20 protein-coding genes are annotated in these 20943 nt (G+C 58.5%); 13 read left to right on the top strand and 7 right to left on the bottom strand.

From position 1 onward, the window contains the following. Positions 1 to 18 precede the first annotated feature (18 nt). Together argF and LJU29_RS06980 are read left to right on the top strand one after the other, a co-directional pair. Complete coding sequence (gene argF / locus LJU29_RS06985) at positions 19 to 939, top strand: ornithine carbamoyltransferase (RefSeq protein ID WP_002554855.1); 921 nt, start codon at positions 19 to 21, stop codon at positions 937 to 939. After that, positions 936 to 2009: an ABC transporter ATP-binding protein gene (locus tag LJU29_RS06980; protein WP_054076915.1), complete on the top strand. Its 1074-nt coding sequence runs from the start codon at positions 936 to 938 to the stop codon at positions 2007 to 2009. The genes argF and LJU29_RS06980 overlap by 4 nt, the downstream gene beginning before the upstream one ends. Positions 2010 to 2017: 8 nt before the next feature. On the opposite strand, the gene ybaK is transcribed toward LJU29_RS06980, so the two are convergent. Beyond that, on the bottom strand, positions 2018 to 2488 hold the full coding sequence (gene ybaK, locus LJU29_RS06975; protein ID WP_005755458.1) for a Cys-tRNA(Pro) deacylase: 471 nt from the start codon (positions 2486 to 2488) through the stop codon (positions 2018 to 2020). Positions 2489 to 2828: 340 nt separating this feature from the next. Between ybaK and LJU29_RS06970 the strand changes: the two genes are divergently transcribed. The 10 genes from LJU29_RS06970 to aauR all read left to right on the top strand — a co-directional run bounded on the left by LJU29_RS06970 (position 2829) and on the right by aauR (position 14948). Next, positions 2829 to 3686 carry an MIP/aquaporin family protein gene (locus LJU29_RS06970; protein WP_005732236.1) on the top strand — a complete coding sequence of 286 codons (858 nt, stop codon included), beginning with the start codon at positions 2829 to 2831 and terminating at the stop codon, positions 3684 to 3686. Between the two features lie 60 nt (positions 3687 to 3746). Further along, positions 3747 to 5252, top strand: a complete 1506-nt coding sequence (glpK, locus tag LJU29_RS06965) for a glycerol kinase GlpK (RefSeq protein WP_257111902.1) — start codon at positions 3747 to 3749, stop codon at positions 5250 to 5252. A gap of 99 nt (positions 5253 to 5351) precedes the next feature. Beyond that, positions 5352 to 6107, top strand: coding sequence for a DeoR/GlpR family transcriptional regulator (locus tag LJU29_RS06960; protein ID WP_003363617.1), 756 nt, complete (start codon positions 5352 to 5354; stop codon positions 6105 to 6107). Between the two features lie 440 nt (positions 6108 to 6547). After that, a complete protein-coding gene (gene glpD / locus LJU29_RS06955) occupies positions 6548 to 8086 on the top strand; it encodes a glycerol-3-phosphate dehydrogenase (protein WP_057452872.1) in 1539 nt (512 codons plus the stop codon). A 348-nt stretch (positions 8087 to 8434) separates the two neighbouring features. Next, on the top strand, positions 8435 to 9349 hold the full coding sequence (locus tag LJU29_RS06950) for a glutamate/aspartate ABC transporter substrate-binding protein (protein ID WP_004664079.1): 915 nt from the start codon (positions 8435 to 8437) through the stop codon (positions 9347 to 9349). Positions 9350 to 9479: 130 nt separating this feature from the next. Then, complete coding sequence (locus tag LJU29_RS06945; protein ID WP_005755451.1) at positions 9480 to 10226, top strand: amino acid ABC transporter permease; 747 nt, start codon at positions 9480 to 9482, stop codon at positions 10224 to 10226. Further along, positions 10223 to 10891, top strand: coding sequence for an amino acid ABC transporter permease (locus tag LJU29_RS06940; RefSeq protein ID WP_170947361.1), 669 nt, complete (start codon positions 10223 to 10225; stop codon positions 10889 to 10891). The genes LJU29_RS06945 and LJU29_RS06940 overlap by 4 nt, the downstream gene beginning before the upstream one ends. Continuing rightward, a complete protein-coding gene (locus LJU29_RS06935; protein WP_257111898.1) occupies positions 10888 to 11622 on the top strand; it encodes an amino acid ABC transporter ATP-binding protein in 735 nt (244 codons plus the stop codon). The genes LJU29_RS06940 and LJU29_RS06935 overlap by 4 nt, the downstream gene beginning before the upstream one ends. A gap of 55 nt (positions 11623 to 11677) precedes the next feature. After that, a complete protein-coding gene (gene aauS / locus LJU29_RS06930) occupies positions 11678 to 13609 on the top strand; it encodes a two-component sensor histidine kinase AauS (RefSeq protein ID WP_257111897.1) in 1932 nt (643 codons plus the stop codon). Between the two features lie 10 nt (positions 13610 to 13619). After that, positions 13620 to 14948, top strand: coding sequence for a two-component response regulator AauR (aauR, locus tag LJU29_RS06925; RefSeq protein ID WP_257111896.1), 1329 nt, complete (start codon positions 13620 to 13622; stop codon positions 14946 to 14948). Between the two features lie 131 nt (positions 14949 to 15079). Here the strand turns inward: aauR and LJU29_RS06920 are convergent, their stop codons facing one another. From LJU29_RS06920 to LJU29_RS06910, 3 genes are all read right to left on the bottom strand, one after another. Continuing rightward, on the bottom strand, positions 15080 to 15727 hold the full coding sequence (locus tag LJU29_RS06920) for a DsbA family oxidoreductase (RefSeq protein WP_057423729.1): 648 nt from the start codon (positions 15725 to 15727) through the stop codon (positions 15080 to 15082). 81 nt (positions 15728 to 15808) lie between these two features. Continuing rightward, positions 15809 to 16801 (bottom strand): alpha/beta fold hydrolase, encoded by a 993-nt coding sequence (locus LJU29_RS06915; protein ID WP_080164866.1) that lies wholly within the window; start codon positions 16799 to 16801, stop codon positions 15809 to 15811. 123 nt (positions 16802 to 16924) lie between these two features. After that, a complete protein-coding gene (locus tag LJU29_RS06910; protein WP_005755443.1) occupies positions 16925 to 17659 on the bottom strand; it encodes a uroporphyrinogen decarboxylase/cobalamine-independent methonine synthase family protein in 735 nt (244 codons plus the stop codon). Between the two features lie 106 nt (positions 17660 to 17765). On the opposite strand from LJU29_RS06910, the gene metR reads away from it, so the two are divergent. Continuing rightward, positions 17766 to 18683, top strand: coding sequence for a transcriptional regulator MetR (gene metR / locus LJU29_RS06905; protein WP_003431263.1), 918 nt, complete (start codon positions 17766 to 17768; stop codon positions 18681 to 18683). A gap of 38 nt (positions 18684 to 18721) precedes the next feature. On the opposite strand, the gene LJU29_RS06900 is transcribed toward metR, so the two are convergent. From LJU29_RS06900 to LJU29_RS06890, 3 genes are all read right to left on the bottom strand, one after another. Next, complete coding sequence (locus LJU29_RS06900; protein WP_002554873.1) at positions 18722 to 19132, bottom strand: NUDIX hydrolase; 411 nt, start codon at positions 19130 to 19132, stop codon at positions 18722 to 18724. Further along, positions 19129 to 20220: a D-alanine--D-alanine ligase gene (gene ddlA, locus LJU29_RS06895; protein WP_005755439.1), complete on the bottom strand. Its 1092-nt coding sequence runs from the start codon at positions 20218 to 20220 to the stop codon at positions 19129 to 19131. The genes LJU29_RS06900 and ddlA overlap by 4 nt, the downstream gene beginning before the upstream one ends. Positions 20221 to 20371: 151 nt before the next feature. After that, a complete protein-coding gene (locus LJU29_RS06890) occupies positions 20372 to 20653 on the bottom strand; it encodes a type B 50S ribosomal protein L31 (protein WP_002554875.1) in 282 nt (93 codons plus the stop codon). Between the last annotated feature and the right edge of the window lie 290 nt (positions 20654 to 20943).

Below are 20943 nucleotides of genomic sequence, written 5' to 3'. Positions count from 1 at the left end.
CAAAAAAGGTAGTTAATCATGAACGCCAGGCACTTTCTCTCGATGATGGATTACACCCCAGATGAACTCCTGGGCTTGATCCGTCGTGGCGTAGAGCTCAAAGACCTGCGAAATCGCGGTGAGCTTTTTGAGCCGCTGAAGAACCGGGTATTGGGGATGATTTTCGAGAAATCCTCGACACGTACCCGTCTTTCTTTTGAAGCAGGGATGATTCAGTTGGGTGGCCAGGCCATCTTTTTATCCCATCGCGACACCCAATTGGGCCGTGGCGAGCCAATTGCCGACAGCGCAAAAGTGATGTCACGCATGCTCGATGCGGTAATGATCCGTACCTACGCGCACAGTAATCTGACCGAATTCGCCGCCAATTCCCGCGTTCCGGTTATCAATGGTCTGTCGGATGACCTGCACCCATGCCAGTTGCTGGCCGACATGCAAACCTTTCTGGAGCATCGCGGCTCGATCAAAGGCAAGACCGTCGCCTGGATCGGCGATGGCAACAACATGTGCAATAGCTATATAGAAGCGGCCATTCAGTTCGACTTCCAGTTGCGCGTGGCCTGCCCTGCCGGTTACGAGCCGAACCCCGAGTTCCTGGCGCTGGCCGGTGAGCGAGTGACCATTGTTCGCGACCCGAAAGCAGCGGTCGCCGGTGCACACCTGGTCAGCACCGACGTGTGGACCTCCATGGGTCAGGAAGAGGAAACCGCTCGGCGCATGGCGTTGTTCGCACCGTTTCAGGTAACGCGCGCCTTGCTCGACCTGGCCGACAAGGACGTACTGTTCATGCACTGTCTGCCTGCCCACCGTGGCGAAGAAATCAGTGTAGATCTGCTGGATGATTCGCGTTCGGTCGCGTGGGATCAAGCTGAAAATCGCCTGCACGCGCAGAAAGCGTTGCTGGAGTTTCTCGTCGCGCCGTCCCACCAGCGCGCATGAGTCAGTTGCTGCTGAACCTGCGCAATCTGGCGTGCGGCTATCAGAATCAGCGCGTGGTGCAGGAGTTGAATCTGCACCTTAACGCGGGTGATATCGGCTGCCTGCTGGGTTCATCGGGCTGCGGCAAGACCACCACACTGCGTGCGATTGCCGGTTTCGAGCCGATACATGCAGGGGAGATAACCCTGGCGGGCGAAGTCATTTCCCGTCCGGGCTGGACTCTGGCACCGGAGAAGCGCCGCATCGGCATGGTGTTTCAGGATTACGCGCTGTTCCCGCACCTGAGCGTCGCCGAGAACATCGCATTCGGCATTCGCAATCACCCGCGCCTTGATCAGGTGATCGCCGAGTTGCTTGAACTGGTCAACCTCGGCGCCTTGGGCAAACGCTACCCTCACGAGTTGTCCGGCGGGCAGCAACAACGAGTGGCCCTGGCCAGGGCGCTGGCACCGGAGCCACAACTGTTGTTGCTCGATGAACCCTTCTCCAACCTGGATGGCGAGTTGCGTAGACGTCTGAGCCATGAGGTGCGCGATATTCTCAAGGCGCGTGGCACCAGTGCCATTCTGGTGACCCATGATCAGGAAGAGGCTTTCGCGGTCAGCGATCATGTCGGCGTATTCAAGGAGGGTCGCCTGGAGCAGTGGGATACGCCTTACAACCTGTATCACGAACCTCGCACACCCTTTGTTGCCAGCTTCATTGGACAGGGGTATTTCATTCGCGGGCAGATGATAGACCCCGAATCGGTGCGCACCGAACTGGGTGTTCTGCGTGGCAACCGGGCATATCCGGGCGTCAGCGGCAGCGCCGTGGATGTCTTGCTGCGACCTGACGATATCGTCTACGCGCCGCAAAGCGACCTGAAAGCGCGGGTAATCGGTCGAACATTTCAGGGCGCATCGACGCTGTATCGCCTGCAGCTGTCTACCGGTAGCCAGCTTGAAGCCATTTTCCCCAGTCATGCCGATCACAGCCAGGGCGAGGAAGTCGGTATTCGGGTGGCAGCTGACCATCTGGTGCTGTTTGCAGCGCCAGGCAGCGTCGCGGCGCATACGGTCAATCACTGAGCCCCAGCTTATTCCCTGCCAATCGATGCGAAGCGAGCCTGCGTATGCTCGGCCAGCACGGCTGCCGAAAGCTCAACCTCCAGCCCCCTCCTCCCGGCGCTGACGTAAATACTCTCAAAACCCTGCGCTGTGTCGTCAATGAACGTACGCAGGCGCTTCTTCTGGCCCAGTGGGCTGATGCCACCCAACAGGTAGCCCGTTGAGCGCTGCGCCGCCGCGGGGTCAGCCATTTCGGTTTTTTTCGCCCCGGCGGCCTGTGCCAGAGCCTTCAGATCAAGCGTTCCGACGACCGGCACTACGGCGACCAGTAACTCGCCCTTTTCGGTACTGGCCAACAATGTCTTGAAAACCCGCGCGGGCTCCAGCCCCAGCTTTTCCGCTGCTTCCAGCCCATATGACGCTGCTTTGGGATCGTGTTCGTAACTGTGGATACGATGTTCGGCGCGAAGTTTTTTCAGTAAATCCAGTGCAGGGGTCATGCAACGCTCCTTAGGCTTCCGACTGCCTGCCACTTTAAGCCAAGTAAAGTGAACATGCCTTGATTCACGCCACCTGCAACACTGATGGCTTTTTGGTAACAGCCATAAAATCCCGGTATAAAGCGGCTGTGCGGGCTCGTATCCACTCCATGACCGTTCGGTTCCGACCTTTGACAGCGTTGTTTCTTGTCTATATTTTTTCGTTTACGAATATTATCGAAAGCGGTTTTTCGGTATAACTCGCACCAGCGATCAGAAATGGGGTTTTTCTGATACGCACGAATAACGAGCACCCATGCCTGTCTCAGGGTGCCGAGACAAAAACAAAAATGAGGTATCCATGACCATCGCACTAAAACAACCGACACTCACCGGGCAATGTGTAGCTGAATTTCTTGGCACAGCCCTGATGATTTTTTTCGGCACAGGATGCGTTGCAGCGCTCAAGGTCGCGGGAGCCACTTTCGGCTTGTGGGAAATCTGCATCATCTGGGGCATGGCCGTCAGCATGGGGATCTACCTCAGCGCCGGTATTTCAGGTGCCCACCTCAACCCGGCCGTCAGCATCGCGCTGAGTCTGTTTGCCGGTTTCGAAAAACGCAAATTGCCTTTTTATATCTCGGCGCAAATCGCAGGCGCGTTCTGCGGAGCTGGCTTGGTATACCTGTTGTACATCAGTCTTTTTTTCGACTTCGAACATGCGCACCACATCATTCGCGGCAGCGAACAGAGCCTTGAACTGGCGTCGGTGTTCTCGACCTATCCAAACCCTGCCATTTCCGTGGGGCAGGCATTTCTGGTCGAAGTGGTCATCACCACCATTCTGATGGGCGTCATCATGGCTCTGGGCGATGACAGCAACGGTTTGCCGCGCGGCCCGCTGGCACCCTTGCTGATAGGCCTGCTGGTGGCGGTGATCGGCAGCTCGATGGGCCCGCTGACCGGTTTTGCCATGAACCCGGCGCGCGACTTCGGTCCAAAGCTGATGACGTTCTTCGCTGGCTGGGGTGAAATAGCCTTCACCGGTGGTCGTGACATTCCTTATTTCCTGGTTCCGATTTTTGCGCCCATCCTGGGTGCCTGCCTTGGTGCTGCTGGCTATCGCGCGCTGATTGCGCGTCATCTGCCGAGTGCCGATCCTGTTGAAAACGAAAAAAATGCTCCAGTGGTTCGCGGCAAAGTTCAGGCTTCATCTTGAATTTCACTCAATTTGAATCTCACCCAACTGAATCCCACCCAACAATGCAAGGCAATCGACATGACTGACACACAGAACAAGAACTACATCATTGCTCTTGACCAGGGCACCACCAGCTCGCGCGCCATTATTTTCGACCGCGATGCCAACGTGGTGAGCACTGCCCAAAGCGAATTCGTACAGCACTATCCGCAGGCAGGCTGGGTCGAGCATGACCCGATGGAAATCTTCGCCACTCAGACTGCATGCATGACCAAGGCGCTGGCGCAGGCTGATCTGCACCATAACCAGATCGCTGCAATCGGTATCACCAACCAGCGCGAAACCACCGTCATCTGGGAGCGCGATACCGGCCGCCCTATCTACAACGCAATTGTCTGGCAGTGCCGACGCAGCACCGAGATCTGCCAGCAGCTCAAGCGTGACGGTCTTGAGGAGTACATCAAGGACACTACAGGCTTGGTGATTGACCCGTACTTCTCCGGCTCGAAGGTCAAGTGGATCCTGGACAACGTCGAAGGCAGCCGCGAGCGCGCCCGCAAAGGCGAACTGATGTTCGGCACCATCGATACCTGGCTGATCTGGAAATTCACCGGCGGCAAGGTGCACGTTACCGACTACACCAACGCCTCGCGGACCATGCTGTTCAATATCCATACGCTGGAATGGGATCAGCGCATGCTCGACGTGCTGGACATCCCGCGCGAGATACTGCCAGAGGTCAAAGCCTCCTCCGAGGTCTACGGTCACAGCAAAAGCGGCATCCCGATTGCCGGTATCGCAGGCGACCAACAGGCGGCGTTGTTCGGCCAGATGTGTGTCGAACCCGGCCAGGCCAAGAATACCTACGGCACCGGCTGCTTCCTGCTGATGAACACCGGCAAGAAAGCCGTGAAGTCGGCGCACGGCATGCTGACCACCATCGGCTGCGGCCCGCGTGGTGAAGTGGCCTATGCACTGGAAGGCGCGGTCTTCAACGGTGGCTCGACCGTGCAGTGGCTGCGCGACGAACTCAAGCTCATCAACGACGCGCTGGACACCGAATACTTTGCCAGCAAGGTCAAGGACAGCAACGGCGTGTATCTGGTGCCGGCGTTCACCGGTCTGGGTGCGCCCTACTGGGACCCGTATGCACGAGGCGCACTGTTCGGCCTGACCCGTGGCGTGAAGGTTGATCACATCATCCGTGCAGCGCTGGAATCCATCGCCTATCAAACCCGCGACGTACTTGATGCGATGCAGCAGGACTCCGGCGAACGCCTCAAGTCACTGCGCGTGGACGGCGGTGCCGTGGCCAACAACTTCCTGATGCAGTTCCAGGCGGACATTCTCGGCACCCACGTCGAACGCCCGCAAATGCGTGAAACAACAGCCTTGGGCGCCGCGTTCCTGGCCGGTCTGGCGAGCGGGTTCTGGAGCAGCCTGGACGAGTTGCGCAACAAGGCGGTGATCGAGCGCGTGTTCGAACCTTCCTGCGAAGAGGCCCACCGCGAGAAACTCTACGCGGGCTGGCAAAAAGCCGTCGCGCGCACCCGTGACTGGGAACCGCACGAAAACGAAGAGTGATACCCGCTGTTGTGCGGAGGGGACAGGATTCCGGCTGACAGGTCACACTTGCCTGCGGCATGATGGGCGCCATTTGCAGAGGGCGCTCAAGGAAAAACAATGAACCTGCCTCCCCGCCAACAACAGATCCTCGAACTGGTCCGTGACCGTGGTTACGTCAGCATTGAGGAAATGGCGACGCTGTTCGTCGTGACCCCACAAACCATCCGCCGTGATATCAATCAACTGGCGGAAATGAATCTGCTGCGTCGCTACCACGGCGGCGCGGCCTATGACTCCAGCATCGAAAACACCGCCTACGCCATGCGTGCGGATCAGATGCGCGACGAAAAACAACGGATAGCCGAGGCCATCGCCGCGCAGATCCCGGACAACGCCTCGTTGTTCATCAATATCGGCACCACCACCGAATCCATCGCCCGCGCCCTGCTCAACCACAACAACCTGAAGATCATCACCAATAACCTGCATGTGGCATCGATCCTCAGTACCAAGGATGATTTCGAGGTCCTGATAGCTGGCGGCAATGTGCGTCGTGACGGCGGCGTCGTGGGCCAGGGCAGTATCGACTTCATTACCCAGTTCAAGGTGGACTTCGCCCTGGTCGGCATCAGCGGTATCGATGAAGACGGCAGCCTGCTGGATTTCGATTATCAGGAAGTACGGGTTTCCCAGGCGATCATCGCCAACGCACGCAAAGTGCTGCTGGCGGCTGACTCCAGCAAGTTCGGGCGCAATGCGATGGTCCGCTTGGGGCCAATCACCCTCATCGACTGCCTGGTAACCGACCAGCCCCCTGTGCCCGCGCTGCAGCAGTTGCTGAATCAGCACAAAATTCGTCTGGAAGTAGTGTGATTGTCAGGAACGAGTGGTTTCCGCGATTACACATGCCGTTCTGGACACTCTGCGCCCTATCCTGAATATGAGGCGCGGCGCAGATGTGTGACGCAGAGCGCCGAATATCGTGCGAGGCTCCGCGTCGCATGCCTTTCTGGACGCTCTGCGTCCTCGTGCGGCCAGAGCGTCGCGATCTGCATTCCCGCTGGAGCCTGAGACACGAGAGGTGTCTAGGCTGGCACGTGCAGAACGAAAAGCATCAGAAATTACGATCATCCCGCGCATAACATCCCGCCCTACAATGTTCATTTTTGTTCTTTTCCTGACTCCACCATCAGTATTTTCAATCGATACGTGCTGGCAAGGGCAATTTTATTGAGCTATTATTTTCGAATCTGAACATTAATGTTCAGATTCGCCTTTCGAGCTTTGCTCACGAATTGTCCAGGAGGCCACCAATGCCCCACACTACCGTGCCAACCCAACCCCTCTCCGAGGTTTACGACATCGCCGTTATTGGCGGTGGCATCAATGGTGTCGGTATTGCGGCGGATGCCTCCGGTCGCGGCCTGTCGGTTTTTCTTTGCGAGAAGGACGACCTAGCCAGCCACACGTCCTCGGCCAGCAGCAAGCTGATTCATGGCGGCCTGCGCTATCTTGAGCACTACGAATTCCGCCTGGTCCGCGAGGCACTCGCAGAGCGCGAAGTGTTGCTTGCCAAGGCGCCGCACATCGTTAAACCCATGCGTTTTGTCTTGCCGCACCGCCCGCACCTGCGTCCAGCGTGGATGATTCGTGCCGGCATGTTCCTGTATGACAACCTCGGCAAGCGCGAAAAGCTGCCCGCGTCGAAAACCATTCGTTTTGGTGCAGACAGCCCACTGAACTCAAGCATCACCCGCGGCTTCGAATACTCCGATTGCTGGGTCGACGACGCTCGTCTGGTGGTGCTCAACGCCATGGCAGCGCGTGAAAACGGCGCGCACATTCATACTCAGACTCGCTGTGTCAGCGCCCGCCGTATCAAGGGCATGTGGCATCTGCATCTTGAGCGCAGCGACGGCAGCCTGTTCTCGATCCACGCCAAGGCATTGGTCAATGCGGCAGGCCCGTGGGTGGCCAAGTTCATCCGTGAAGACCTCAAGCTCGATTCGGCTTACGGCATCCGCCTGATTCAAGGCAGCCACCTGATCGTGCCGAAACTGTACGAGGGTGAGCACGCGTTCATTCTGCAGAACGAAGACAAGCGCATCGTGTTCACGATTCCGTACCTGGAGCACTTCACCATCGTCGGCACCACCGACCGTGAGTATCAGGGCGATCCGAATAAGGTGGACATCACCGAAGGCGAGATGGATTACGTGCTGAAAGTGGCCAACGACCACTTCAAGAAACAGCTGAGTCGCGCAGACGTGCTCCACACATTCTCTGGCGTGCGCCCGCTGTGCAACGACGAGTCCGATAATCCGTCTGCCATTACCCGTGATTACACGCTTTCGTTGTCAGGCGGCGCGGACGAGGCGCCAATTCTGTCGGTGTTCGGCGGCAAGCTGACCACCTACCGCAAGCTGGCCGAATCGGCGATGACGCAGTTGGCACCATTCTTCAAACAGATGAAACCGAGCTGGACGGCCAAGGCAGCACTGCCAGGCGGCGAAGACATGACCACGCCAGAAGCCCTGGCAGCAGAAATGACCCGTCGCTTCAATTGGCTGCCCGCGCCTATCGCCAAACGCTGGGCGATTACCTACGGCAGCCGCAGCTGGCGCTTGCTGGAAGGCGCGCAAGGTCTGGAAGACCTCGGCCAGCATCTGGGTGCAGGTCTGTACACCCGAGAGGTCGATTACCTGTGCGACCAGGAATGGGCTACCAGCATCGAAGACATCCTGTGGCGCCGTACCAAGCTTGGCTTGTTCACCACGCCTGAAGAACAGGCCGCTGTGCGCAGCTATCTGGAAACCGTTGTGCGCAACAAGGCCGCTATCGAGGCTGCCTGATAGCTCGCACACCACCTGTTCGCCCATCGCGCGGCGAACAGGTTTGTTCCTCTGCACCGCCCTCCCCCTGAATACTCCGTTGCATTCGGTTTTCCGAACATTTCGCTCTGCCTGATTCGGCTTCCCGGACGCTTCGATTCCGGGCGTCGCACTCAAGCACGAATAAAACCCTTTAAATTCATAGCCTTGATTGATTCAAGCTGCTTGGCACGACTCATGCTCTACACTCTGAACCGAGCGTTTCGACAGGGCGTGTGTCTGGATCTGGACGCCGTTGAAGCATTCGCCAAGAAGCGGGCTGCCTCCCATTGCGGCCCCATCAATAAAAATGAAATCAAGGATTCATCAATGCGCATCGTTCCCCATCTGTTGGGCGTAGCAATAACTGCCGCTCTGATCAGCACCCCGGTTTTCGCCGCCGAACTTACCGGCACCCTGAAGAAAATCAAGGAATCCGGCACCATCACGCTGGGCCACCGTGACGCGTCCATTCCGTTTTCCTACATCGCAGACGCTTCTGGCGTACCGATGGGCTACTCGCATGACATCCAGCTGAAAATCGTCGAAGCCATCAAGAAAGACCTCGACATGCCTGACCTCAAGGTCAAGTACAACCTGGTAACGTCTCAGACCCGTATTCCGCTGGTTCAGAACGGCACCGTCGACGTTGAATGTGGTTCGACCACCAACAATGTCGAGCGTCAGCAGCAGGTCGACTTCTCCATCGGCATCTTCGAAGTCGGCACGCGCCTGCTGTCGAAAAAAGACTCCAGCTACAAGGACTTCGATGACCTGAAAGGCAAAAACGTCGTGACCACCGCGGGCACAACGTCCGAGCGCATCCTCAAGGCGATGAACGCCGACAAGCAGATGGGCATGAACGTGATCTCGGCAAAGGACCACGGCGAATCCTTCCAGATGCTTGAGTCTGGCCGTGCGGTCGCATTCATGATGGACGACGCGCTGCTGGCCGGCGAGATGGCCAAGGCCAAGAAGCCGGATGACTGGGCAGTGACCGGTACTGCGCAATCCTACGAAATCTACGGCTGCATGGTCCGCAAGGGCGATGCCCCGTTCAAGAAGGCAGTGGATGACGCCATTGTTGCCACCTACAAGTCTGGCGACATCAACGCCATCTACAGCAAGTGGTTCATGTCCCCCGTCCCGCCTAAAGGGCTGAATCTGAATTTCCCGATGAGCGACAAGCTCAAGGAACTGATTCAGAACCCGACCGACAAGGCCGCAGAAGACAAGAAAGCCTGAGCAACCGGTTCAGCCAGCCTGAACTGATCGCATCCTGAGCAGGCAAAACCTGTTCGGGACCGGCTCCTCACTCTCGAAGTCCGACAGTGCGTGCATCTCGATATAAATAGAAAAATAGGGGGAGACCCTGATGAATTACAACTGGGACTGGGGCGTGTTCTTCAAGTCCACCGGCGTCGGCAGCGAGACCTATCTGGACTGGTTCATATCCGGCCTGGGCTGGACCATCGCCATTGCTGTCGTTGCCTGGATCATTGCCCTGATACTGGGTTCGGTACTGGGCGTCATGCGCACCGTACCAAGCCGTCTGGTATCGGGTATTGCCACGGTATACGTGGAAATTTTCCGTAATGTGCCACTGCTGGTGCAGCTGTTAATCTGGTACTTTCTGGTGCCCGACCTGCTGCCGGAAAACCTGCAGGAGTGGTACAAGCAGGACCTCAACCCGACTACCTCCGCGTTCCTGAGCGTGGTGGTCTGCCTGGGTCTGTTTACCGCTGCTCGGGTCTGCGAACAGGTGCGTACCGGCATTGAAGCACTGCCAAAGGGCCAGGAATCGGCCGCGCGTGCAATGGGCTTCAAGCTGCCGCAGATCTACTGGAACGTGCTGTTGCCACAGGCTTACCGGATCATCATTCCGCCGCTCACTTCCGAATTCCTGAACGTGTTCAAGAACTCGTCGGTAGCGTCGCTGATCGGCCTCATGGAACTGCTCGCGCAGACCAAACAGACCGCCGAGTTTTCCGCCAACCTGTTTGAAGCCTTTACGCTCGCCACCCTCATCTACTTCACGCTGAACATGAGCCTGATGCTGCTGATGCGCATGATCGAGAAGAAAGTCGCTGTACCCGGACTCATCTCGCTGGGGGGCAAATAATGGACTTCACTGGAATCGTTCCGGCCATTCCCGGCCTGTGGAACGGCATGGTCATGACCCTCAAGCTGATGGCAATGGGTGTTGTCGGCGGCCTGGTGCTTGGCACTTTGCTGGCGTTGATGCGCCTGTCATCAAACAAGCTGCTGGCCAATGTGGCTGGCGCTTACGTGAACTACTTCCGTTCGATCCCACTGCTGCTGGTGATCACCTGGTTCTACCTAGCAGTGCCATTCGTGTTGCGCTGGATTACCGGTGAAGACACGCCCATCGGGGCCTTCGCCTCATGCGTCGTGGCCTTCATGATGTTCGAAGCCGCGTACTTCTGCGAAATCGTACGTGCGGGCGTGCAGTCGATTTCCAAAGGACAGATGGGCGCAGCCCAGGCGCTGGGCATGAATTACTCGCAGATGATGCGACTGATCATCCTGCCCCAGGCGTTTCGCAAGATGACGCCGCTGTTGCTGCAACAGAGCATCATTCTGTTCCAGGACACCTCTCTGGTGTACACCGTGGGCCTTGTGGATTTTCTCAATGCATCGCGCTCCAGTGGCGACATCATCGGGCGCGCCAACGAGTTCCTGATCATTGCCGGTCTGGTGTATTTCACGATCAGCTTTGCCGCCTCGCTGCTGGTGAAGCGTCTGCAAAAAAGGTTTGCCGTATGATTTCCATCAAAAACGTCAACAAATGGTATGGCGACTTCCAAGTGCTGACCGATTGCAGCACCGAGGTCAGCAAAGGTGAAGTGGTTGTGGTGTGCGGGCCCTCCGGTTCCGGCAAGTCGACCCTGATCAAATGCGTGAATGCGCTGGAACCGTTTCAAAAAGGCGACATTGTCGTCGACGGTACATCGATTTCCGACTCGAAGACCAACCTGCCAAAACTGCGCTCGCGGGTCGGCATGGTGTTTCAACACTTCGAACTGTTCCCGCACCTGAGCATTGTCGAAAACCTGACCATCGCGCAGATCAAGGTACTGGGTCTCAGCAAGGCCGAAGCGACCGAAAAAGGCCTGAAATTGCTGGACCGCGTCGGTCTGTCCGAGCATGCGCACAAGCATCCCGGGCAGCTTTCCGGTGGTCAGCAACAGCGTGTTGCCATCGCTCGCGCCCTGGCGATGGACCCGGTGGTCATGCTGTTTGACGAACCGACGTCTGCGCTGGACCCCGAAATGGTCAACGAAGTGCTCGACGTGATGGTGCAACTGGCGCACGAAGGCATGACCATGATGTGCGTGACCCACGAAATGGGCTTCGCTCGCAAGGTCGCCAATCGGGTGATTTTCATGGACAAGGGACAGATTGTCGAAGACTGCGAAAAAGAAGAGTTTTTCGGTGACGTCAGCGCACGTTCGGAACGCGCTCAGCAATTTCTCGCCAAGATTCTCCAGCACTAGGTAATGCCGGCTGCCTGCGCATTCGCGGGCAGCTGTTCGGTTCAGGACGACTGTGATGAAATGCGACCCCACTCTGTATCGCGCCGCGCCGCCATCACTAGCCGTGAAACCTCGTCTGATACGCCAACTGTTTTTACCGCCACTGATCCTCATGCTGATGATCGGACTGGGCTATATCGCCTACCTGATAAGCGAACACAGCGGTATCAAGAGCCTGCGCGAGACCGGTGAGCGCCAGCTGGAGCTGCATGCCCGCACGGTCGAGAGTGAAATCAGCAAATACACCTATTTACCCAGCGTGCTGGAGCTTGAATCCAGCGTGTCGCAGTTGCTCAACGAGCCAAGTCCCGAGCTTCAGCAGCAGGTCAACCGTTATCTGGAAGGGATGAACCGACGCAGCGGCAGCCGCGCCATTTATGTGATGGACACCACCGGCCGAGTGCTGGCCACCAGCAATTGGCGTGATTCCGACAGCTATCAGGGTGAAGACCTGTCCTTCCGTGCCTATTTTAAGGACGCTGTGCGCGGCCTGCCTGGCCGTTTTTACGGCATCGGCACCACCACGGGCGAATCGGGCTACTACCTGGCCCACGGGCTGGAAGACAAAGGCCGGATCATCGGCGTCGCCGTGATCAAAGTACGCCTTGAAGCACTGGAAGAACGCTGGCAGCGTGCTCGCCTGGAGGCGTTTGTCAGCGACGAGAACGGCATCATCATCCTCTCGAGCGACCCGGCTCGGCGCCTGAAGTCAGTACGACCGCTCACCCCGCAGGTCAAGGAACGCCTGGCCCGCAGCCTGCAATATTACTGGTGGCCGCTTAACGAACTGGTGCCACTGGAACGGGAAACCCTCTCCGAAGGCGTCGAAAAGCTTGTTTTCCCGGCCAACGTCAGCGTCGATCGGGAGCACAAGCAGGTCAGTTATCTGGCCCAGAGCCGTCCGCTGAGCGATACCGCCTGGCACCTGACGCTGCTTACGCCACTGGAAAACCTGCGCCGTGAAGCGGCCAATCAGGGCATGCTGGTAGCTGTGGCCTGCGCGCTAGTGACCTTTCTGCTGATTGCCTGGAACGAGCGGCGCAAGGTGATCTCGACCCGACTGGCGGCCAGAGAGGCGCTGCAGGCTGCGAACAATGAGCTGGAACGCAAGATCGCCGAGCGTACCGAACACCTGCGAGCCAGCAACGAACGCCTCAAGGCGCAGATTCGCGAACGAAGACAGGCTGAAGACACCCTGCGCAGAGCCCAGGACGAGTTGGTGCAAGCTGGCAAGCTGGCAGCCATCGGCCAGATGTCGACCAGCATCGCTCATGAATTGAACCAGCCTCTGGCGGCATTGCGCACCTTGTCCGGCAATACCGTGCGTTTTCTTGAGCGAGGCGCGCTGGACACCGCCAGTGCCAACCTGCGCACCATCAATGATCTGGTCGACCGCATGGGCCGCATTACCGCCAGCCTGCGCGCATTCGCCCGACGCGGCGACGATCAGGGCCAGGCGCAACTGAGCAAGGCCGTCGAGACGGCGGCGCAGTTGCTGGGCGTACGCCTGGAGCAGTCTGGCCTGACGTTACACCGAGACTTCGTCGACGCCACCCTGAGCATCGACCAGACCCGCCTGGAACAGATCCTGGTCAATCTGATCGGCAATGCGCTGGACGCCATGTTCAACCAGCCAGCGCCCGAATTGTGGCTCACCGGGTCAATTGAAGACGGGCGTTATCGCTTGCGGGTACGTGATAACGGGCACGGCATCGATGCCGAAACCCGCAAGCACCTGTTCGAACCTTTCTTCACCACCAAACCCGGCGAACAAGGCCTGGGACTGGGCCTGACCCTGTCGGCGAGCCTCGCCGCCGCAGCCGGGGGCAGCCTGAGCGCAGAGCACCCAGGTGACGGCGGCACAACATTTGTCCTGAGCCTGCCGTTTGTCCCCGATGCCCCGACCGACAATCGCCCGAGCGGCCCCGGCCCAGGTGGACTGACATGAGACGACACCCATGAGCATCAACAGCGACCTGACCGTGCTGATCGTCGAAGACGACCCGCATGTGTTGCTCGGCTGCCAGCAGGCGCTGGCGCTGGAAGACATTGCCAGCGAAGGCGTATCCAGCGCCGAAAACGCCCTCAAGCGCATCGGTGACAATTTTGCCGGTATCGTCATCAGCGACATTCGTTTGCCGGGTATCGACGGGCTGGAATTATTGAGCCGCCTCAAGGCGCGTGACAGCAGCCTGCCGGTGGTGCTGATCACCGGCCACGGCGATATCACCATGGCCGTCAACGCAATGCGCGATGGTGCTTACGATTTCATGGAGAAACCCTTTTCTCCCGAGCGCCTGGTCGACGTCACCCGGCGCGCGCTGGAGCAGCGCGGGCTGGCCCGTGAAGTCTGGGCGTTGCGCAAGCAACTGGCCGAACGCGATTCGCTGGAAGGCCGGATCATCGGCCGCTCCCCCGCCATGCAAAACCTGCGCGCATTGATTACCAACGTCGCCGATACGTCGGCCAATGTGCTGATCGAAGGCGAGACCGGCACCGGCAAGGAGCTCGTCGCGCGCTGCCTGCACGACTTCAGCCGACGCAAGGACAGTCAGTTCGTGGCACTCAATTGCGGCGGGCTGGCAGAAAGCCTGTTCGAGTCGGAAATTTTCGGTCACGAAGCCAATGCATTTACCGGCGCGGGCAAGCGGCGCATCGGCAAGATCGAACACGCCCACAATGGCACGCTGTTTCTCGATGAAGTGGAAAGCATGCCGGTCAACCTGCAGATCAAACTGTTGCGCGTCCTCCAGGAACGAACTCTGGAGCGGCTTGGTTCGAACCAGAGTGTTGCAGTGGATTGCCGGGTCATTGCGGCGACCAAATCCGACCTCAATGCACTGAGCAAGACCAGTCAGTTCCGCAGCGACCTGTATTACCGTCTGAACGTCGTCACGCTGGAGCTGCCGCCATTGCGTGAGCGCCGCGAAGACATTCTGCAACTGTTCGAACACTTCCTGCAGTTGTCGTCATTGCGCTTCGACCGTGAGCCGCCGACGCTGGACAGACAGACCAGTTCAAGCCTGATGAGCCACGACTGGCCGGGTAACGTGAGGGAACTGCGCAACGTAGCCGAGCGGTTTGCCTTGGGTCTGCCGGCGTTCAAACAGGCAGGCACGGTCAGTGAAAATCAAAGCCTGGGGTTTGCCGAAGCGGTTGAGGCCTTCGAACGATCCCTGCTCAGCGAAGCCCTGCAACGCAGCGGTGGCAACCTCAGCCAGGCCAGTCAGGAACTGGGCATGGCCAAGACCACCTTGTTCGACAAGGTCAAGAAATACGGGCTTTGAGCACTGTGTCCAATCTTGAGTGTGCGGTATCGCGCAGATCTGTGACGCAGAGCGTCACCCACTGCATTCCCACGCTGGAGCGTGCGGAACAATAGGCGTCCGCACGACACCGATCCTGCACAGGCAGTACCTTACTTCGACTCGCTGAGCATCTGCCGGATCGCGCTGACGAACACTTCAACCGGCTGCCCGCCCGATACCGCGTACTGGTCGTTGAAGACCATGGTCGGCACGGAGGTGATACCGCGGGATGTCCAGAGTTGCTCGGCTTCGCGGACCTCTGCGGTGTACTCGCCGCTGTCGAGGATGGCCTGAGCACGCAAACGGTCCAGGCCGACCTTCTGCGCTACGTCTGCCAGAGTCTGGTGGCTGGACGGGTCTTTCAGGTCACTGAAATAGGCTTCGAACAGCGCCTGCTTCAATGCGTACTGCTTGCCTTGTTGTTCGGCCCAGTGCAACAGGCGATGAGCATCGAACGTGTTGTAGATACGTCGCTCGCCCTTGGCAAAGGTGAAGCCCAGCTCGGCACCGCGCTCACGAATCGTCTCGTGAATACCTTCGATCTGTTCTGGCGTAGAGCCATATTTTTCGGCGATGTGCTCTTTGATGTCCTGCCCTTCGGCAGGCATGTTCGGGTTCAACTCGAAAGGCTGGAAGTGGATGTGCGCTTGCACTTCTTCACCCAGCGCCTCCAGCGCCTGATCCAGCGCGCGCAGGCCGATGACACACCAGGGGCAGGAAACATCGGAGATGAAGTCGATCTTCAGTGCAGTCGTCATGTCGGCCCTTTTCAGTCAGCAGATTCAATAAGCAAGGGCCATACGATACACCTCTGTCAGTGCCTGACAACCGGGCAGGGTTTACAGTTGGGCAAGGCTGCGACCGTCTTCATGCTGGGCTTTCAGGTACGGCAGCACCGCCCCGAGCAACGGTGCCTTGAAGGCTTCCTGAAAACGGTGCGCCAGCCCCGGAATCAGGCGCAACTGGCTGCCCTGAATATGCGCGGCCACGTGCACACCATGCATGACCGGCAACAATGGATCAGCCGTGCCATGCACCACCAGAACCGGCAGGCGCAGACGGTTCAGCAACTCCACCCGGCTCGGCTCGGCCAAAATCGCCATGATCTGACGCTTGACGCCCTCGGGATTGAAGGCCCGGTCGTAGGACACCGCAGCCTGATGCAGCAATTGCTGGCGATCATCCTTGACCTGCGGGCTGCCCAGCGCTGCAAGCAGATCAGCCTGTTGCTCGATGGCCATTTCCCGGTTGGGTGCGCCGCGCCGCGCCAGCAGTTGCATCAACGCCGCACTGGGCATAGGCAAGCCCTGCGCACCGGAGCTGGTCATGATCAACGTCAGGCTTTCGACCCGCGACGGGGCCAGATCGGCCAGGTGCTGGGCAATCATGCCGCCCATGCTCGCGCCAAGAACGTGAAACTGGCGAATCTGCAAGGCGTCCATCAGGCCCAAGGCATCATCGGCCATATCGGTCAGCGAATACGGCGCAGAGACCGGCAGGCCCAGCTTGTAGCGCAGCACTTCAAAGGTCAGGTTGGCCTCGGCTGGCTGTTGCACCCAGGTAGACAGACCGACGTCGCGATTGTCGTAGCGAATCACCCGGTAGCCCTGCTGACACAGCGCAACCACAACCTCGTCCGGCCAATGAATCAACTGCCCGCCAAGGCCCATTACCAACAGCAAGGCAGGGTCGGATTCACTGCCGATGCTTTGATAGGCAATTCGTACCTCTTTAAGGTCAGCATGCTGTACAGGAACATCGACATCACAACGATCGGCCGCAAAAGACGGCAAGCCGCACAGAAGCGCGGCCAGAAAAATTAAAACCCGCATGAAAAACACCAAAAAACAGATCCCCATTAGGCCGCGAGTCTGATGATGTTTCGTCAAGCGCGCTGCCACACTTGCGTGACAGTTTGATGAATGGCGCTGAGTGGTCGTTAATCGGGTGTTGCGTTACGCGGCGAACTGATCCGCCACCATCAGGTTTTCCCCAAAACGGGCGCGCGCTTCGAGGAGGGACTCCTGGTGCCAGCCCGAATGCGTGTCGCACTCGCCCAAGGACAGGACCTTGTAAACCGGCAGACGATCAAACACCGGAGCCAGCAGCTCCGGTTCGGTCACGCTGTCCAGATGCAACCCTGCAACCGGCAACAAGGCCGCGACACCCAGGTTGGGCCGCAGGTCACCGTGATAAAGGCCAATGAGCTTCTTCAACGGCGAATACTGAAGAATGTGATAGGCACGTTCGAAGGCGTTGCTCCATGCCAGCGGCAGGTCGAGCGCCAGGATCGGTTCGTCGATCTGAATCCACTCGACACCGCGCGCCGCCAGACGCCCGAAGATCTCGCCATACACCGGCAGCAGATGCTCCAGCAGGTCGAGGCGGTCGACCTCGTCACCCTGAACGTCACTTAGCCAGAGCAGTGTCAGAGGACCGATCAATGCGGGCTTGCGGCCTTGCTCACACGCTTCGGCGACGCTCGCCAGCAGCGGTGCCCAATCAGGCTGAAAACGCTGGTCGCGTTTCAGGTGTGGCACCTGCTGCGGGTAACGCGCCATCAACCAGCTGCGCAGTTCGGCGTCAGTTGTCGCAACACCCTGATCCTGTTTCCAGAAAGCCTGCAGAGCGTGCTGCAATTCACGGTCTGCGCCAATGTGAAAATAGTCAGGGTGTTGAGTCAGGGCCACGATGCGTCCTCCATAAAAGATGGGTCTATTGTCGACAGCTGACACAACATGAGACAAACTCATTTTTTTCGTGTTGATCACAAATACTGCTCATGGAGCACTGACGGTGCTTGAAATACGCCACCTCAAAACCCTGCACGCCCTGCGCGAGGCCGACAGCCTTGTGGAGGCCGCCGAACGCCTGCATCTGACGCAGTCGGCGCTGTCCCATCAGTTCAAGGAACTGGAAGAGCGCATGGGCATGCCGCTGTTTGTGCGCAAGACCAAACCGGTACGGTTTACCAGCGCCGGTCTGCGCCTGCTGCAATTGGCCGATTCCATGCTGCCGCAACTGCGCAGTGCCGAGCGTGACATCGCCCGTCTGGCAGGCGGCACTGCGGGAAGGCTGCACATGGCAATCGAATGCCACAGCTGTTTTCAATGGCTGATGCCGACCATCGACCAGTTCCGCGATGCCTGGCCCGAGGTCGAACTGGACCTGTCTTCCGGCTTCTCGTTTGCACCATTGCCCGCGCTGGCGCGTGGTGACCTGGACCTGGTGGTGACGTCCGACCCGCTGGAATTGCCCGGCATCACCTATGTGCCGCTATTCACCTATGAAGCGATGCTGGCGGTGGCCAATCAACACGCGCTGGCAAGCAGGCCTTACATCGTCCCGGAAGACTTGCTGACTGAAACGCTGATCACTTACCCGGTGGAACGCGACCGGCTGGACATCTTTACCCGTTTTCTGGAGCCCGCCGATATCGAGCCTGCACAGGTACGAACCTCGGAATTGACGGTGATGATGATGCAACTGGTCGCCAGCGGACGCGGGGTCTGTGGCATGCCGCACTGGGCGCTGCATGAATACAGCTCACGCGGCTATGTGAAGGCCAAGCGCCTGGGTGAGAAAGGGCTGTTCGCAACACTGTATGCCGGTATTCGCGCCGACATGCTCGACGCACCGTACATGCGCGATTTCCTGCTGACCGCCAAGGACACCTCGTTTTCGACGCTGGACGGAGTTAGCGTGGTTCGCTGACAGTATCGTCCTGTGCCAAGGCACAGGACGACACGGGTTCAGTTCGCTCGGGTTTGCCGCTGGCGGTACAACGGCAGGATCAGGTCGCGTGTCAGCGGAGCCAGATGCACATCCGCAAGACTGTCTGCGCCGACCCAAAGCACTTCTTCGATCTCGGCGGCGGGCAGAACCTGGGCATCAGTTCTGACCTCGTAAAGCTGACAACACACCTCAAAACCCGGCTCATTGGCAGCCGGTGCAACGAACTCGCCGAGAAACAGCGCCTGCTGCGGATCGATGATCAGCCCGAGTTCTTCTTCAAGCTCTCTGGCCAGCGCCCGCGGTGCCGGTTCGCCAGGTTCGATCTTGCCGCCCGGTTGCATGAATGCCTGAGTGCCGCGCTTGCGCACCAGCAGGGTCCGGCCGTCTGTGCCGATCAGCAGCGCCGCCGCGATGCGGATTATCTTCATGCAAAGATTTCCGTTTTCAGCAAACGTGCCTGCTCAGCGCGCTCAAGGGCCAGCACGATCAGGCGATGGATCAGTTCGGCGTAGGTCAGACCGCTGGCCTGCCAGAGCTTGGGGTACATGCTGATGGAAGTGAAGCCAGGCAGCGTGTTGACCTCATTGATGATGATGTCACGCGTGTCGGTAACGAAGAAATCGACCCGCGAAAGCCCTGCGCAACCCAGTACCTTGTAAGCCTGCAACGCGACTTCACGCACCTGATCACTCAGATCGGCAGGAAACTCGGCGGGTATCGCGATGCGCGCCTGATCACCATTCAGGTACTTGGTGTCGTAGGCGTAGAACTCGTCGTTGGCAATCACTTCGCCACAGACACTGACCTGCGCATCGAAGTTACCCAGTACCGCGCACTCCACTTCCCGGCCGACTATGCCCTGCTCGATCAGCAGCTTGTGGTCAAATTCGAAACCCAATGCCAGTGCAGCCACGAAGCCGGCCTCGTCAGACACTTTGCTGACGCCCACCGACGAGCCTTGATTGGCCGGTTTGACAAACATCGGCAGGCCCAACTGCGTGGCTGCATCGGCGAACGACAGGGTTTCCCCACGGCTGAGCACCATGAACGGCGCGACAGCAATGCCTGCATCGCGCAGCAGACGCTTGGTCACGTCTTTGTCCATACACGCCGCCGAGGCGAGTACGTCAGCGCCGACAAACGGAACGGCCAGCATGCGCAGCACGCCTTGCAACGCACCGTCCTCACCAAACGCGCCGTGGATCAGCGGAAATACCACGTCAATGGCTGCCAGTGGCTTGCCTGTCTCGACCTCGACAAACTGGCCACCAGTGCTGCCAGGCAACAGCGACAACTGCTTGCCGGATGCACTCAATTTGATCCGCGCAGGATCATTGGCATTGAGCAGGTAGTCGGCCTCGTCGAAGCGCAACCAGCGGCCCAGCTTGTCGACGCCGATCAGGGTCAGCGTATAGCGTTCACGATCAATCGCATTGATCACGTTGCGTGCCGACTGCAACGAAACCTCATGCTCGCTGGATTGCCCACCGAAAACGATGGCGACTGACTTTTTCAAAGCGGTTACTCCTGTTTTTCAGGCCGCGAAGATAAAAGCAATGTTGGCTGTTAGTCCAGCAGATGATTGGCCATACGCCTGGAATTCAGGCAAAAAAACCCCGGTGGTGGGCAATCCATGCGAAATGCCCATCACCGGGAGGTCAGACAGCTCATTGAGCCGCTGCGGTTTCTTTCTTGCCGCCAGAGCCAAAGGTGGCGAAACGCTTGTTGAAACCCGCGATCCGGCCCTCGTTGGTGGTCTTGCGCTGCTGCCCGGTATACATCGGGTGCGAGGCGCTGGACACGTCTAGCGCGACATAAGGATAGGTGTTGCCGTCGGTGTGCTGCTGCGTACGGTCTGTGTCTACGGTCGAGCCGATCAGGAAGTAGACGTCGGCAGCGGTATCGTGGAACAGCACAGTACGGTAAGCGGGATGGATGTCGGGTTTCATGATTAGCTCTCCAGTGAGTTGACTGCAATCGTTATACAGTAACATAACAGAAGATGAGAATGATTGCTGTTGATTGCTATCATTGGCGAGCTTGATCGAACGCGCGCGTGCAGCAACTGTCGTCCTGAAACCGCCAGAACCAGCGCGCCAGAGACATTCTGTAATAGCGTGCTTTTGCAATCGGGCCGAATTAACGGCACCCTGCCGCGCCGCCGAACGTCACTGGTCGCTGGCCTGGAACCTGAGCCTCTGTGGCCGATCTTTACTCATTAGCACTTTCAAGAGTCCAC

It is taken from the genome of Pseudomonas ficuserectae, assembly GCF_024584585.1.
Lineage (GTDB): Bacteria > Pseudomonadota > Gammaproteobacteria > Pseudomonadales > Pseudomonadaceae > Aquipseudomonas > Aquipseudomonas amygdali.
The sequence above is the reverse complement of the archived record's forward strand: the minus strand, read 5'-3'. Positions and strand labels throughout refer to the sequence as shown.

What these genes read in the sequence shown, in the direction of transcription:
- ybaK (WP_005755458.1), bottom strand. Translation starts at nt 2,488, where the DNA reads ATGACCCCTGCACTGGATTTACTGAAAAAACTTCGCGCCGAACATCGT.
- LJU29_RS06920 (WP_057423729.1), bottom strand. Translation starts at nt 15,727, where the DNA reads ATGACGACTGCACTGAAGATCGACTTCATCTCCGATGTTTCCTGCCCC.
- glpK (WP_257111902.1), top strand. Translation starts at nt 3,747, where the DNA reads ATGACTGACACACAGAACAAGAACTACATCATTGCTCTTGACCAGGGC.
- LJU29_RS06960 (WP_003363617.1), top strand. Translation starts at nt 5,352, where the DNA reads ATGAACCTGCCTCCCCGCCAACAACAGATCCTCGAACTGGTCCGTGAC.
- LJU29_RS06980 (WP_054076915.1), top strand. Translation starts at nt 936, where the DNA reads ATGAGTCAGTTGCTGCTGAACCTGCGCAATCTGGCGTGCGGCTATCAG.
- LJU29_RS06945 (WP_005755451.1), top strand. Translation starts at nt 9,480, where the DNA reads ATGAATTACAACTGGGACTGGGGCGTGTTCTTCAAGTCCACCGGCGTC.
- aauR (WP_257111896.1), top strand. Translation starts at nt 13,620, where the DNA reads ATGAGCATCAACAGCGACCTGACCGTGCTGATCGTCGAAGACGACCCG.
- LJU29_RS06890 (WP_002554875.1), bottom strand. Translation starts at nt 20,653, where the DNA reads ATGAAACCCGACATCCATCCCGCTTACCGTACTGTGCTGTTCCACGAT.
- LJU29_RS06950 (WP_004664079.1), top strand. Translation starts at nt 8,435, where the DNA reads ATGCGCATCGTTCCCCATCTGTTGGGCGTAGCAATAACTGCCGCTCTG.
- argF (WP_002554855.1), top strand. Translation starts at nt 19, where the DNA reads ATGAACGCCAGGCACTTTCTCTCGATGATGGATTACACCCCAGATGAA.
- aauS (WP_257111897.1), top strand. Translation starts at nt 11,678, where the DNA reads ATGAAATGCGACCCCACTCTGTATCGCGCCGCGCCGCCATCACTAGCC.
- glpD (WP_057452872.1), top strand. Translation starts at nt 6,548, where the DNA reads ATGCCCCACACTACCGTGCCAACCCAACCCCTCTCCGAGGTTTACGAC.
- LJU29_RS06935 (WP_257111898.1), top strand. Translation starts at nt 10,888, where the DNA reads ATGATTTCCATCAAAAACGTCAACAAATGGTATGGCGACTTCCAAGTG.
- LJU29_RS06970 (WP_005732236.1), top strand. Translation starts at nt 2,829, where the DNA reads ATGACCATCGCACTAAAACAACCGACACTCACCGGGCAATGTGTAGCT.
- LJU29_RS06900 (WP_002554873.1), bottom strand. Translation starts at nt 19,132, where the DNA reads ATGAAGATAATCCGCATCGCGGCGGCGCTGCTGATCGGCACAGACGGC.
- LJU29_RS06915 (WP_080164866.1), bottom strand. Translation starts at nt 16,801, where the DNA reads ATGCGGGTTTTAATTTTTCTGGCCGCGCTTCTGTGCGGCTTGCCGTCT.